Genomic DNA, 12,251 nt, shown 5'->3' on the forward strand with positions numbered 1-12,251 from the left:
CATGGCTTAGTTTGCCATGATTTTTTTTATTTCTGACGATTAACGGAATTTGTTAAAAAGTTGAAGATTTCACTTTCAATAAAAGATGGTTAATGGAATCACAAGAGGTGAGAATGGAATGGATCAAACAGAAATCAAGGTGTACTTTAAAATCTACGCAGATGATTTTCCATTGGAGCAGGTTACAAAACGCTTGGATATATACCCAACAAAAATTTATAAAAAAGGTGACTTCATTAGAAAGATAAATGAAACGAAAAACTTAACTAGAAGCTATACATCTTGGGAACTCAGTACCGGGTATCAAGAATCTCTTGATACAGGAGAACTGATATCGCAAATTATAAGACAATTACAGGGGAAAACTACTGTTATAAATGATCTTAGAGAGGAATTTGGCTTAGAATGCAGTTTCGTTATCGTGATAAAAATTAATGATGGATATTCACCAAGTTTGCATTTAGATAGCCATTTAGTAGAATTCGCTTCCAAAATTGAAGCAGATTTTGATATCGATTTATATGCCAATCCTTACTAGAAAACATAAAATTTCTTTGTATGAAATTCAAAAAAATTTTAGGATTTTTTGTGAATTTGGTTAAGATATAATGAAAGAATTGGTAAACAGGGAGATTAAATAGTCATCATGGTATTTTTTTTTACCGAAATTGGGTTTATACTATAAAAGTCAGACATCTTATAATCTAATGAGTTGTGTTATAAAGCCGAGACATTTATTATAAGTATGTACGATTTATAAATGAGAGGATGTTAGTGAATGACAGAAACAATTGATAACTTAGCTATTAGTTCAATCCGCACATTAGCGATTGATAGTATTGAAAAAGCTAATTCCGGCCATCCTGGAATGCCAATGGGTGCAGCTCCGATGGCATATAAATTATGGACTTCTTTCATGAACCATAATCCAAAAAATCCAACTTGGTTTAACCGCGATCGCTTTGTTCTTTCTGCAGGCCACGGTTCTGCATTGCTATACAGCATGCTGCATTTATCCGGTTATGATTTATCAATCGAAGATTTAAAGCAATTCCGCCAATGGGGAAGCAAAACTCCTGGACATCCAGAATACAAGCACACAGCTGGTGTTGATGCAACAACAGGTCCACTAGGTCAAGGTATTGCAATGGCTGTTGGTATGGCAATGGCTGAAAGACATTTGGCTTCTGTTTATAACAGAGATTCATATCAAGTGGTAGATCACTTTACATACGGCATTTGCGGCGACGGCGACTTAATGGAAGGTGTTTCTGCAGAAGCAGCTTCACTTGCAGGTCACTTAAAGCTTGGAAGACTAGTTGTTCTTTATGATTCAAACGATATCTCATTGGACGGAGACTTGGACAAGTCCTTCTCTGAAAGTGTAGAACAACGCTTTAAGTCTTATGGATGGCAATACTTGCGTGTTGAAGATGGAAACGATCTTGCAGAATTGACAACTGCTTTGGAAGCAGCTAAATCAGATGAAAACCATCCAACATTGATTGAAGTGAAAACAGTTATCGGATTCGGTTCTCCAAACAAATCTGGTAAATCTGCTTCACATGGTGCTCCACTTGGTGCAGACGAAATCAAATTGACGAAAGAAGCATACAAATGGACTTTCGAAGAGGATTTCTATGTTCCTGAAGAGGTTTACGAGCATTTCAAAAAAACAATCGCTGAAAATGGTGCGAAAAAAGAGCAAGAGTGGACAGAACTTCTTAAACAATATGAAGGTGAATATCCAGAGCTTGCTAAACAATTCAAGCTTGCAATCGATGATAAATTGCCAGAAGGCTGGGATAAAGATATTCCTGTTTATGAAGAAGGCAAGAGCCTTGCAAGCCGTGCTTCTTCTGGAGAAGTGCTTAACGGTATCGCTAAAAACGTTCCTTCCTTCATTGGCGGTTCTGCTGACTTGGCAGGAAGCAACAATACAATGATTAAAGGAGAAAAAGATTTCACTCCTGAAAACTTTGCAGGCAGAAACATCTGGTTCGGAGTAAGGGAATTCGCAATGGGTGCTGCTATGAATGGTATCGCTCTTCACGGCGGATTAAGAATATTTGGAGGAACGTTCTTCGTATTCTCTGATTACCTTAAACCAGCAATCAGACTTGCAGCAATCATGGGCTTGCCTGTAACTTATGTCTTTACACATGACAGTATTGCAGTAGGTGAGGATGGTCCTACACATGAGCCGGTTGAACAGCTTGCTGGTTTGCGTGCATTGCCAAACCTTTCCGTAATTCGTCCAGCTGATGGTAATGAGACAGCAGCTGCTTGGAAGCTTTCTTTAGAATCAACGGACAAACCAACTGCTTTAGTATTGACTCGTCAAAACTTGCCGACTATTAAAGGGACGGATGTTAACGCATACGAAGGCGTTTCTAAAGGTGCATATGTCATTTCACCTGCAAGCAAAGAAACTCCAGATGCACTTCTAGTAGCAGCTGGTTCAGAGGTAGGACTTGCGGTTGAAGCACAAAAGGCATTAGAAACAGAAGGTATTTCTGTATCTGTTGTCAGCATGCCATCATGGGATCGCTTCGAACAGCAATCTGCTGAGTATAAAAACAGCGTTCTTCCAAAAACAGTGAAAAAACGTCTTGCAATTGAGATGGGTAGCTCACTAGGCTGGCATAGATATGCTGGAGACGAAGGCGAAGTATTGGCAATCGATACTTTCGGAGCTTCTGCACCAGGAAATAAAATTCTAGCAGAATATGGCTTTACAGTAGAAAATGTTGTAGCACGTCTAAAAGCAGTGCTTGATAACAACTAATATATACAGAAAAAAGAAGAGCAGATTGCTCTTCTTTTTTTTGAACATAATCTCTCGAATATGCCAATAAATTTCGAATTCGACAAAACTAGTCTGTTTTTTTAACAGCTTGAGACACAACTTGTATATTTGCTTCCTTATAATAGAAGAAAAGAATGCAAATAGGCGGGTGTGCAAAGGGTATGAGAAAATATTATTTGTATTTGATTAAAGAGGATATAGCAACTGATTATCTTGGGAAAGAAAGAATGTTTTACAAATTATTTTCTGAGCATACTAAAACAGATGATTCCTTGCTTAAATTAGAGACGGCAAAGCAAATCGACTATATCACACTTCCTATATCTGTGTGGAGACTCCAGAAGCTATTGTTTGGCGATCTGCAAAAAAACAAAAGCTTCAAGCAGCAGGACAGCCATACATATTACATAGAAAACGGCAATTTAAGCAGTGCGCAGCTGAGGCTCACCAAACAATACATAGTTATTGAAGCAGAAGGATATTATGATGCTGAGTCGATTTTCTTTGAAATTTTGCGAAAAAATGAACCGTCCTTTTTGGCGATTGACGTGGAAAATGCCCGATTTGGCTGGTTAAAACCAATAAAAGAAAGAAATTTGATATGAACATGAGAAATTATTGGACAAATATTGTATAATATTCTTTGGTCTAGTACACTAAGTAATAGACAACATGAAGGAGGAAAAGATATATGCTATGGCTTTATATTCTAATTGGTGTTTTGGCACTGATTGCTGGACTAGCTATTGGGTTCTTCATCGCGCGTAGATACATGATGACTTACTTGAAGAACAACCCGCCAATTAACGAGCAAATGCTTAAAATGATGATGATGCAAATGGGAATGAAACCATCCCAAAAGAAAATCAATCAAATGATGGCTGCAATGAACAAACAACAAGGGAAATAAACCTTTGTGGTTGTAGGTTCTACGCTGTTACATAGCGTTTAATAGATAAAGGTTTCCCTAAAAATGCCTTGTAGAGTGAATCTTTCATCTAGAATTTACATCGCATTTGGTTTAACCTTCTGGTGTAACTTTCATCAAACTAATTTAAAACCACTTTTCCTGTGAAAACATAATCATAGGGAAAGTGGTTTTTTCATTGGAATTTGAAGATGTATTAAACGAGTATTTATATCATTGTGAAGCAATGGGTTTTACCCCATAGACCATGGTAAATAAACGTCAAGAGTACAAACAACTCAAACAGTACTAATGAAAAGCGTGGAATTGAACAATTAGAAAACATAACAATATTTGATTTAAAGTCCTATGTACGGCTAAAACAGAAGGATGGATTAAAGCCACAGAGTATAGTGTCTATGTTTAAGATGGTATCAGCTTTCTTTAGTTGGTGTGAGAAAGAAGGTTATATAAAGGAGAATATTGCGAAAAAAAGTCGCTACTCCTAAAGTACCTAAAAAGTTAATACAAGGGTTTTCTGTAACTGAAGTACAAGCAATGATAGATGCTTTCAGTTATAAGAACAATCTTGAGACGAGAAATAAGGCAATTGTGGCTATGCTTGCAGATTGTGGTTTGAGATCAATTGAGATACGTGGATTATTAAGTGAAAATGTAAATGGCATTACTATCTTGGTCAATGGTAAAGGGAATAGAGAGGAATGTTTTCATATCCCCAGCACTGAAAAGGATATTAAATGACTTTTCAAATGTTGCACAATCAAAAATAGATAAATTGAATGTTGTTCCTAGTAAGTATCATATTCACCATGCAATTACAGAATTTATTGAGTATATCGATACGCTTCAGGCTAAAACTTTAGAAGAGTGCATTACTTTATATCATACTAATAGGAGACATAGAGAAAGAATAGAAGCAATATTATGATGTACAAGATTCAGTTGCTGATATGCACGACGATATGAGATCAATGAGCAATGAAATGCGTGATATTGAAAGAAACTTCAGATATTAAATAAATACATAAAATACAACCTTCAATTTTAATTGGGTGTTTTATTGATAAATACAGACTTTTTATTAGTAATAATATAAGTGAAATTGAACACTAATAATAGGAATGGTATAATTTTTACTTGTACTGTATTAAGAGGGAGATGTAATAACCATCATGGATGTCATAATTGTTGATCTAGAAAATCAAATTACATTCAACAAAGGGGAAAAACAATACATTATAGAGATTGGAGCTGCAAAAGTTAGAAACTCCAAAGTCATTTCTACTTTCAGGCGCATTGTTTTACCAAAGACAGGACACATAAGAAAATCATCTAGAAAAATGATCGGTATTACAGAGGCTGAAATGCGCAAGGGAATCCCTTTGGCTATAGCGATGAAGGAGTTTGAAAAGTGGATAGGTGAAGATGATTACTATATATGTACGTGGAGTCCATCTGACCTCAATATATTAATTAATAATTATTCAATTGACGCATATCCTATTTCCTGGTTAAAAAACTACACTGACATACAAAAACCAATTTCTAAAGTATTAGGAAGTCATCATCCTGTTAGCTTAAAAAAGGCTTTAGAATTTGCAAATATTAATCATGAAGGAAAGTTACATTCTGGACTGGATGATTCTATAAATACTGCACACTTATTTATTAAGTATGAAAATAAGATTCACTTATTTGAAAATAATATCAATGAATTATTAGTAAGTAATCTATATAAGAAGTGTCGAGAATGTGGGAAAATCGTATACCATAACGAAATTGAAAAAGGCAAATGTAAGCATTGTAGTAGTAAAGTAAGAAAATAGGTGACTTTATAAAACAGGGAATTTAAAATGAAATTAGCCCATTATAGGGCTTTTTATTTTATAATAATGTAAAAGTAAATGGGGATTATTATGATTACAGAAAAGTATAACTTAAATCAATCAACGTTGGATTTTTTAATGGAATACACTAAATTGGTTAAATCAGGTGTAGTTATTAGTAATCAGGAACTTATAGATATATTCAAAACGTCTAAGTTTTATAGTGAAGAAGTGGAAACATATTATCCAACTGCAATTAGTAAGTCATTATGGTATGCAATACATAGAAGTGACCAGTGGTTAAAGTTAGGGAAAGGTAAATACAAGCGAATGGAAGTACAGTAATGGGCTTTTTATTTTGGATAAGCGTATAAAATAAAAAGCCTTCACTTGTCCTTAGTGAAGGTTAGATCGGTGTATAACTTACTTCGCTTAATTATGTAAGTTACAGTAAAGTATATTATGGGATTTTATGGTATGTAAACGAAGAACAAACACTATTTTTATTAATTCTTTTGTAAATAAACAGAGATTTAAAAAAAGGGACATCGTTAGCTATTGAAACTGTTTATACATGACAGAAGGTGAGAAGTTTATCTACTATTGGTGGCTTTGGCTTTCTATTATTTTTGTTGGTGTGATTATAGTGGGAATATTTGAGTTTAGAAAAGAGAGACGATGAATAGTGAGTATGAATGAAATGGTTTGTGAACTATTGGCTAAAAAGATTTAAGCTTGTAATTGAAGATATAGCTAATCTACTTAATAAGGCGAGAATACCGCCAAGTTATAAAATTTTTAGTAAGGTGTTCGTTATTAAGAAGGAATTGTTTGTTATATCACCGAATACTAATAATAGTGGAGGTGTATTCAATATGAAAGAATATATTGTTTATTTTACTTATGGAAATGATGAAAAAAGAAGCTTGGTTATTCGGCACAATCATTTAAGCAATGCTACAGGCTTTATTTTAAAGAATCAGTGGATTCAGGATTCAGTTACAGGAGAATATTTTAATTTTGATAAAGTGTTAAGCTTCTCTGTTGAAGAAGCACCTAATGATTTTACGAGAGAGATGTATTAAGATAGAAAATTAGTACAAGGCATCCTGTTGGATGTCTTTTTTATATATAAAGATTATTAGCAATGGTGAAAAACCAATAAATTTGTCGTTTTTTGCGATTGCCGGGGGAATAATTGAATATATTATTCCTCAAGAAAATCCCCCTCTTTTCATAAAGTGGGGGATTTTTTATTTAGAAACTTTTTTGGGATTAGCGGTAGTTTCCATTAATTTATTTATAAGTATATCTAGTTCCTGACTGCAGCTGATTACAATGGGTGAAGCAAAACCATGTTCTTTTGCAGCTTCAACTAATTTTTGTCTTTTTATTTCTATTAAGTAAACCAATTGCTGATTTGACATGGTATTAGTCCTTTCTAGCTTTATGATTCGTCGAACATCCTTGTTACTTAAATCATGTACATGCCGCCGAAATCTTATGCATCAAAAGTGTTATCTATTTCTTAAGCTATTAAAAAACTTTTACTATGCATGTCTATATCTTGATTATAGCGATTTATGGAATTTAATGCAAAAAATCTGTAAATATCATATTAAGGAAAGCTTGTCATATAGTATATGGATGGACATAAACAGGAGGGATTTGATGAGTGATATTAATTTGTTTATATCCTTAGGAGCAGGCTTCTTAAGCTTTCTATCTCCATGCTGTCTTCCGCTTTATCCGGCATTTCTCTCCTATATTACAGGAATGTCTGTTGGCAGTATGAAAAATAATGCTGTACTTCTACAAAGAACAAGCATTTTGCATACAATCTTTTTCCTGATAGGGTTTTCTTCGATTTTTTTTGCTTTAGCATTTAGCACTACGTTAATAGGGACATTATTTGAAGAGCATATGGAGTTGTTGAGAAAGGCAGGATCGATTATTATCATTGTTTTTGGTTTGTTTATATTAGAAATAATCAGACCGAAACTTTTAATGAAGGAACGGAGAATCACATTCCGTGAAAGGCCAGCTGGTTTTTTTGGTTCCTTTTTAATCGGAATAAGTTTTGCAGCAGGCTGGACACCATGCTCTGGACCAATTATAGGTGCTGTTCTTTACTTAGCGAGCACAAATCCAGCCTCGAGCATTCTCTATATGTTTGCCTATATTTTAGGGTTTGCGATTCCCTTTTTGCTGCTTTCCTTTTTCATTGGGAGTATGCCTGTCATTCAACGATACAGCAGGTCTTTTATGAGAATAGGAGGAGTTTTTATGATAATTATGGGAATTATTTTGTATTTTAATGGGCTAAATGTCATAATTCGAGCTCTTTCGCCAATCTTTGGAGGCTTCAAAGGCTTTTAAATTTTTTACTTTCCTGTATAATAATAGGTAAGGGAAATGCCCGCAAACTTATCAAAAAATAGTGATTGAAAAGATCACAAAGATTCGATATATTGTTTAAGGTGCTAATTTATAGATGGAAAAGTATTTGTCCGTTTTTTGTTGAGGAGGAACAACTATGGCAAGAATATTAATAGTAGACGATGCAAAATTTATGAGATTGACACTCTTTAACATACTAACCAAAGCAAACCATGAAGTGGTTGGTGAAGGAGAAAACGGGAAAGATGCTATTCGCCTGTATAGGGAATTAGATCCAGATCTAGTCACTATGGACATTACAATGCCAGAAATGAGTGGACTTGAAGCAGTCAAAGAAATAAAAAAAGAATTCCCAAATGCTAAAGTTGTTATGTGTTCAGCAATGGGACAGCAAAAAATGGTAGTAGAAGCAATTGAAGCAGGAGCAAAGGATTTTATTGTTAAGCCGTTTGATGAAAACAGAGTTTTAGATGCTGTCAATAGAGTATTGAGCTAATGTATAATGGAGTTTTTAGGGTATGATGCAAATCATATCCGTTTTTTAATTCTTTTAAAAAAAGCTAAATTTTGTTACTATATAATAGGATTAAATGATAATAGCCAATCGGCTGGCTTAAATAAAAAGGAGAGATGAGCAATGACATCAGTCATTCTATCATCAATTGTAGCTATTTTCATGGGGACATTTTTTATGGTCGTCCGAATGAAAGCGGCAAAAAAACCAGTATCAGCAAAAAAAATTATCTTGCCTCCAGTCATGATGAGCACAGGCGCGCTCATGTTCGTTTTTCCAATGTTTGCGGTAACGACAACGGAGATATTGGAATCTTGTATTATAGGTATGCTTTTTTCTATCTTGTTGATTAAAACCTCAAGTTTTGAGATAAAGGAAAATGATATATACTTGAAAAAGTCGAAAGCCTTTATTTTTATTTTATTTGGACTTCTTGCTGTTCGGATTGTCGCTAAATTAATCTTAAGCAGCTCCATAGATGTGGGAGCACTAAGCGGAATGTTCTGGATTCTTGCTTTTTCGATGATTGTACCTTGGAGAATAGCGATGTTAGTTAACTATAAAAAACTAGAAGCACAGCTTAAAGCTAGTTAAAGCCTTATCCTTTTTGGATAAGGTTTTTTATTATAGCAGGCTTTTCAAAAAAAAGACGAGAACTAATACTAGGAAAGGGAGGGCGATGCAGGTGGATGGAGTATATTATGTTTATCATCTAGTTACAAGAAAGAAAATGGCGCTTGGCCAAGTTCTGAACTTTGATAAGAATGAAGCTAATAATCTTTATCGATTCTTTTTCGAAAGAGACTGGAAAAATTCTCAAGGAGAAGACTTTATGAGAATTTTCTATAATAACTTTTCAGCAGATGAACTGAACTTAAAGGACGAAGATGCAAAAGTTGCCTTTGAATATGTTGGCCAAACCGTTCGCGCTATTAGAGAAGTAATTGTAGAAATGGTAAGGCTTCAAGAATTTCCCGAATATCCTTCACGATTGTCTTGTTTGTATGCTGCCAAAAGCTATGAAGATGCATTAAAGTGGAAAGTATTATTTGATTCTTTTAACCGCAATGTTTTGCAAATTGTTAAATTAAAGGTTATAGGCAGTTGTTTTGAAGGTGATGGCAGTCTTCTGCCAAAAGAAGATGGGGCAACATTTGCACATAAGATCAAGGAAGCAAGAGAATATTGGAAAGAAAATATAGGAAATGAGCTTCCAGAACTTTTAATAAACGGCAGGATAGAAGTGGTAGAAATAGTAGATGATTATACATCCGAAGCATAGCTGCATAAAAATTTTTATAGTAGCAAATTACATGTTTTCCTCTATGGTTTGTGTGTTAGTAAAAACACCTCCCATTTCTGCAAAACAGGAGGTGTATTAAATCCTTCTAGTGAGGATAGTTATTCCGATTTTTCCAATCTTCATAGAAATTCTTCAATGTGCCGTGGATGCCATGTAAAGCTAATAATATTAAGTACAGCATCATAACAGTAGCAATCTCTCTTGTGATAAATGCAATCGCAGCAATTAACAGAGTGGAAAAAGTAAATAGCAATTTGTTATTCATCGTTTACCTCAAAAAGTATATGTATTTGAACACTAAGCGTGAACTAATTCATTTTAACATAATATTTACCATATAAGTCTAAGATTCTCATGACTTTTTTATATCTTATAGAAGTAAGCTGAAGTATAATGAAAGCGTATACTTATAATTGGGAAAATAGGAGGTAAATGGAATATGGGTAATTTGCTTCTCGATGAAAAGTTTGAAAATACAAAGTTGAACAGCTTGCTTCAGTGGCGGTGTGAGCCGCGAAAATGGTACGTCGATGAAAAAAGCTCGCAATTAGTGTTAGAAACAGATCAGGAAACAGATTATTGGCAAAAAACACATTATGGCTTTCAAGCAGACAATGGGCACTTTCTGTTTATAGAAACAGATAAGAACTTCAGGATGACAACAAAGGTAAAAACATACCCAAAATCAAAGTATGATCATGCAGGTTTGATGATTCGCTATTCACAAGATGTCTGGGTTAAAACTTCTTTAGAATATATCACAGATGAGCTCAGTAAATTAGGAGCTGTCGTTACTAATCAAGGGTACTCGGACTGGTCGACTCAAAAAGCGGAATCTAATGAGACAAATCTGTACTTCCGAATATCGAGAATAGCTCAAAACTGCTATGTTGACTTTTCGTGGAATGGTAATGACTGGTCGCAAATACGTTTAGCTCATTTGGATATTCCCAATGACGCACCAATTTCTGCTGGAGTATTCGCATGCAGTCCTCAAGGAAAGGAACAAACTGTGCAATTTGAATTTTTGACAATAGAAGAGCTTTCAGCAGATCCGAACGAAGCTTACCTTTAAAAGTTGCCAATAGGCAGCTCTTTTTTTTACTTACATCCAGTCTGCTATTAGACTTTTACCTCCATCGTTTTTCTTTTTTCTATGAATCTTAATCCTTCATCTATTACAAAAAATAAAATAGAGCTGATTAATGAAAATAACGTAAAAAACCATAATAGAAAGAAGGGAAGGAAACCAAATAAAATATGTAATCCAAAGGTAAATGCCATTCTTCCTTCAGGAAGTTTGTTTGCTATTTTTTCGATAAGGATGGAAACAGGGAGACCGTAAAGCAATAATCCTAACCCTATATAAACGGAATACATAAATAAATCACCAATAAAGTCTGATTGCATTTCCATTTCAGAAAACCATAAATTTGCAGGCAATAATATTGTAATGAATGAAAGAGATAAAAGGAAGGTAAACATGCAAGCAAGTAATTTTCTTTTTAACATAGTTTCTGCTCCTTATATTTCTGAAAAGATATTTCTTTTGTATTTGTTTTAGAAAATTATACCATATCCATATACACTTTATTCCACTTTCTGTTAAAGTAACAATAAATACAAAAGGAGGAGGTCTATATGAAACAAGTTCCCCGCTTTACAGATTATTATGATAATCAACTTCTCGAAATTGATGAACAAATTTGTTCTTTATTACAACAACGTAAAATCCTTTCCAACGATAATCCAGGTGTACCACCTGAAGAAATTCTTTCTAGCTGGGCAAATCAGTACGAACTTTATCCGAACTTTTTATATCAATTATTTGGAGCAATGAATTATGATCACATATTTAAATCGACAATAGAACCAGTTGGTTTCAGAAAACAGATTGCTGTGCAAAAAGTAAAGGAGATAGCTGGCCGTTTTTATTCCTTAACCGTTATTCGCCAGTATGAGAATACTAGTGTCATAAAGCTTCATGTTGACTGGGAAGAGTCTGAAGAGACGCCAATTATGACCAGAATCAAGAAACAAAATCCTACCTACGCTTTAAATATTACCGACAAGCAATATGAGTGCCGAAACAATCGATCAGGCGGTTCAATAGGACATTATACATATAGTTTTATTGTTTCTCCAGCCCTACCAGATGATGTTTCAGGCATTCGTTTAGTATTTAAAGAATATAGAGATTTTTTAATGGATGAACCAACAGGGCTTGAAATAAAAATGAATCTATAGAACTGTGAAGGTGCTTATCAGCAGAGCCTTACTGTATCTTCGTTTACCAAAATTAGGGGAGGCAGAGCTTGTATCAAGTGTGATATGGAAATATCAGATAGCGGTAAGGCGATGAAATACTATAAGTTGTATTTCTTGCGTTTCACCATTAATGAACAAATAATAAGCTCACTAGTTCCTTTCTTCACCAATAACAAGAAAAAAGAAAACCAGTAAAGGGGTTT

Annotated in this window: 18 protein-coding genes; 15 read left to right on the forward strand and 3 right to left on the reverse strand. The window is 34.4% G+C overall.

All coding sequences use genetic code 11. The annotated features are described in order from the left end of the window. Positions 1-118: 118 nt before the first annotated feature. The 8 genes from ACLIJJ_RS12580 to ACLIJJ_RS12615 all read left to right on the forward strand — a co-directional run bounded on the left by ACLIJJ_RS12580 (position 119) and on the right by ACLIJJ_RS12615 (position 6,648). The gene (locus ACLIJJ_RS12580; RefSeq protein WP_233314064.1) at positions 119-538 is read left to right on the forward strand and encodes a DUF4279 domain-containing protein; all 420 of its coding nucleotides are present in this window, start codon (positions 119-121) and stop codon (positions 536-538) included. A 240-nt stretch (positions 539-778) separates the two neighbouring features. Then, complete coding sequence (gene tkt, locus ACLIJJ_RS12585) at positions 779-2,788, forward strand: transketolase (protein WP_233314063.1); 2,010 nt, start codon at positions 779-781, stop codon at positions 2,786-2,788. 182 nt (positions 2,789-2,970) lie between these two features. Next, positions 2,971-3,414, forward strand: coding sequence for a sporulation inhibitor of replication protein SirA (sirA, locus tag ACLIJJ_RS12590; protein WP_233314062.1), 444 nt, complete (start codon positions 2,971-2,973; stop codon positions 3,412-3,414). A gap of 86 nt (positions 3,415-3,500) precedes the next feature. After that, positions 3,501-3,719 carry a YneF family protein gene (locus ACLIJJ_RS12595; RefSeq protein WP_127741347.1) on the forward strand — a complete coding sequence of 73 codons (219 nt, stop codon included), beginning with the start codon at positions 3,501-3,503 and terminating at the stop codon, positions 3,717-3,719. A gap of 480 nt (positions 3,720-4,199) precedes the next feature. Then, on the forward strand, positions 4,200-4,478 hold the full coding sequence (locus tag ACLIJJ_RS12600) for a hypothetical protein (protein ID WP_411411001.1): 279 nt from the start codon (positions 4,200-4,202) through the stop codon (positions 4,476-4,478). A 431-nt stretch (positions 4,479-4,909) separates the two neighbouring features. Further along, complete coding sequence (locus ACLIJJ_RS12605; RefSeq protein WP_411411002.1) at positions 4,910-5,563, forward strand: 3'-5' exonuclease; 654 nt, start codon at positions 4,910-4,912, stop codon at positions 5,561-5,563. Positions 5,564-5,653: 90 nt separating this feature from the next. Further along, positions 5,654-5,908 (forward strand): hypothetical protein, encoded by a 255-nt coding sequence (locus ACLIJJ_RS12610; protein WP_233314059.1) that lies wholly within the window; start codon positions 5,654-5,656, stop codon positions 5,906-5,908. A gap of 530 nt (positions 5,909-6,438) precedes the next feature. Next, on the forward strand, positions 6,439-6,648 hold the full coding sequence (locus ACLIJJ_RS12615) for a hypothetical protein (protein ID WP_233314058.1): 210 nt from the start codon (positions 6,439-6,441) through the stop codon (positions 6,646-6,648). 168 nt (positions 6,649-6,816) lie between these two features. Here ACLIJJ_RS12615 and ACLIJJ_RS12620 read toward each other — a convergent pair whose 3' ends face one another. After that, the gene (locus ACLIJJ_RS12620; protein ID WP_233314057.1) at positions 6,817-6,990 is read right to left on the reverse strand and encodes an aspartyl-phosphate phosphatase Spo0E family protein; all 174 of its coding nucleotides are present in this window, start codon (positions 6,988-6,990) and stop codon (positions 6,817-6,819) included. A 244-nt stretch (positions 6,991-7,234) separates the two neighbouring features. On the opposite strand from ACLIJJ_RS12620, the gene ACLIJJ_RS12625 reads away from it, so the two are divergent. From ACLIJJ_RS12625 to ACLIJJ_RS12640, 4 genes are all read left to right on the forward strand, one after another. Beyond that, positions 7,235-7,942, forward strand: a complete 708-nt coding sequence (locus ACLIJJ_RS12625) for a cytochrome c biogenesis CcdA family protein (protein ID WP_411411003.1) — start codon at positions 7,235-7,237, stop codon at positions 7,940-7,942. A 157-nt stretch (positions 7,943-8,099) separates the two neighbouring features. Next, positions 8,100-8,459, forward strand: a complete 360-nt coding sequence (locus tag ACLIJJ_RS12630; protein WP_233314055.1) for a response regulator — start codon at positions 8,100-8,102, stop codon at positions 8,457-8,459. A gap of 141 nt (positions 8,460-8,600) precedes the next feature. Next, on the forward strand, positions 8,601-9,071 hold the full coding sequence (locus ACLIJJ_RS12635) for a CcdC family protein (protein WP_233314054.1): 471 nt from the start codon (positions 8,601-8,603) through the stop codon (positions 9,069-9,071). 91 nt (positions 9,072-9,162) lie between these two features. Then, positions 9,163-9,759: a DUF2441 domain-containing protein gene (locus tag ACLIJJ_RS12640; RefSeq protein ID WP_489685863.1), complete on the forward strand. Its 597-nt coding sequence runs from the start codon at positions 9,163-9,165 to the stop codon at positions 9,757-9,759. 106 nt (positions 9,760-9,865) lie between these two features. Here ACLIJJ_RS12640 and ACLIJJ_RS12645 read toward each other — a convergent pair whose 3' ends face one another. Beyond that, positions 9,866-10,045, reverse strand: a complete 180-nt coding sequence (locus tag ACLIJJ_RS12645; RefSeq protein ID WP_233314053.1) for a hypothetical protein — start codon at positions 10,043-10,045, stop codon at positions 9,866-9,868. Between the two features lie 174 nt (positions 10,046-10,219). On the opposite strand from ACLIJJ_RS12645, the gene ACLIJJ_RS12650 reads away from it, so the two are divergent. Continuing rightward, positions 10,220-10,855 carry a DUF1349 domain-containing protein gene (locus ACLIJJ_RS12650; RefSeq protein WP_233314052.1) on the forward strand — a complete coding sequence of 212 codons (636 nt, stop codon included), beginning with the start codon at positions 10,220-10,222 and terminating at the stop codon, positions 10,853-10,855. 47 nt (positions 10,856-10,902) lie between these two features. Here the strand turns inward: ACLIJJ_RS12650 and ACLIJJ_RS12655 are convergent, their stop codons facing one another. Further along, entirely contained in the window at positions 10,903-11,292 is a 390-nt protein-coding gene (locus tag ACLIJJ_RS12655) for a hypothetical protein (RefSeq protein WP_411411004.1), read from the reverse strand. Between the two features lie 129 nt (positions 11,293-11,421). Between ACLIJJ_RS12655 and ACLIJJ_RS12660 the strand changes: the two genes are divergently transcribed. Next, a complete protein-coding gene (locus tag ACLIJJ_RS12660; protein WP_233314050.1) occupies positions 11,422-12,027 on the forward strand; it encodes a hypothetical protein in 606 nt (201 codons plus the stop codon). 84 nt (positions 12,028-12,111) lie between these two features. Further along, the gene (locus tag ACLIJJ_RS12665; RefSeq protein ID WP_341076536.1) at positions 12,112-12,243 is read left to right on the forward strand and encodes a hypothetical protein; all 132 of its coding nucleotides are present in this window, start codon (positions 12,112-12,114) and stop codon (positions 12,241-12,243) included. Positions 12,244-12,251 lie beyond the last annotated feature (8 nt).

Source organism: Niallia laureatilytica, assembly GCF_046613985.1.
GTDB lineage: Bacteria > Bacillota > Bacilli > Bacillales > Cytobacillaceae > Niallia.

What these genes read in the sequence shown, in the direction of transcription:
- ACLIJJ_RS12620 (WP_233314057.1), bottom strand. Translation starts at nt 6,990, where the DNA reads ATGTCAAATCAGCAATTGGTTTACTTAATAGAAATAAAAAGACAAAAA.
- ACLIJJ_RS12610 (WP_233314059.1), top strand. Translation starts at nt 5,654, where the DNA reads ATGATTACAGAAAAGTATAACTTAAATCAATCAACGTTGGATTTTTTA.
- ACLIJJ_RS12625 (WP_411411003.1), top strand. Translation starts at nt 7,235, where the DNA reads ATGAGTGATATTAATTTGTTTATATCCTTAGGAGCAGGCTTCTTAAGC.
- ACLIJJ_RS12605 (WP_411411002.1), top strand. Translation starts at nt 4,910, where the DNA reads ATGGATGTCATAATTGTTGATCTAGAAAATCAAATTACATTCAACAAA.
- ACLIJJ_RS12645 (WP_233314053.1), bottom strand. Translation starts at nt 10,045, where the DNA reads ATGAATAACAAATTGCTATTTACTTTTTCCACTCTGTTAATTGCTGCG.
- ACLIJJ_RS12635 (WP_233314054.1), top strand. Translation starts at nt 8,601, where the DNA reads ATGACATCAGTCATTCTATCATCAATTGTAGCTATTTTCATGGGGACA.
- ACLIJJ_RS12615 (WP_233314058.1), top strand. Translation starts at nt 6,439, where the DNA reads ATGAAAGAATATATTGTTTATTTTACTTATGGAAATGATGAAAAAAGA.
- ACLIJJ_RS12660 (WP_233314050.1), top strand. Translation starts at nt 11,422, where the DNA reads ATGAAACAAGTTCCCCGCTTTACAGATTATTATGATAATCAACTTCTC.
- sirA (WP_233314062.1), top strand. Translation starts at nt 2,971, where the DNA reads ATGAGAAAATATTATTTGTATTTGATTAAAGAGGATATAGCAACTGAT.
- ACLIJJ_RS12665 (WP_341076536.1), top strand. Translation starts at nt 12,112, where the DNA reads ATGGAAATATCAGATAGCGGTAAGGCGATGAAATACTATAAGTTGTAT.
- ACLIJJ_RS12630 (WP_233314055.1), top strand. Translation starts at nt 8,100, where the DNA reads ATGGCAAGAATATTAATAGTAGACGATGCAAAATTTATGAGATTGACA.
- ACLIJJ_RS12580 (WP_233314064.1), top strand. Translation starts at nt 119, where the DNA reads ATGGATCAAACAGAAATCAAGGTGTACTTTAAAATCTACGCAGATGAT.
- tkt (WP_233314063.1), top strand. Translation starts at nt 779, where the DNA reads ATGACAGAAACAATTGATAACTTAGCTATTAGTTCAATCCGCACATTA.
- ACLIJJ_RS12650 (WP_233314052.1), top strand. Translation starts at nt 10,220, where the DNA reads ATGGGTAATTTGCTTCTCGATGAAAAGTTTGAAAATACAAAGTTGAAC.
- ACLIJJ_RS12595 (WP_127741347.1), top strand. Translation starts at nt 3,501, where the DNA reads ATGCTATGGCTTTATATTCTAATTGGTGTTTTGGCACTGATTGCTGGA.
- ACLIJJ_RS12655 (WP_411411004.1), bottom strand. Translation starts at nt 11,292, where the DNA reads ATGTTAAAAAGAAAATTACTTGCTTGCATGTTTACCTTCCTTTTATCT.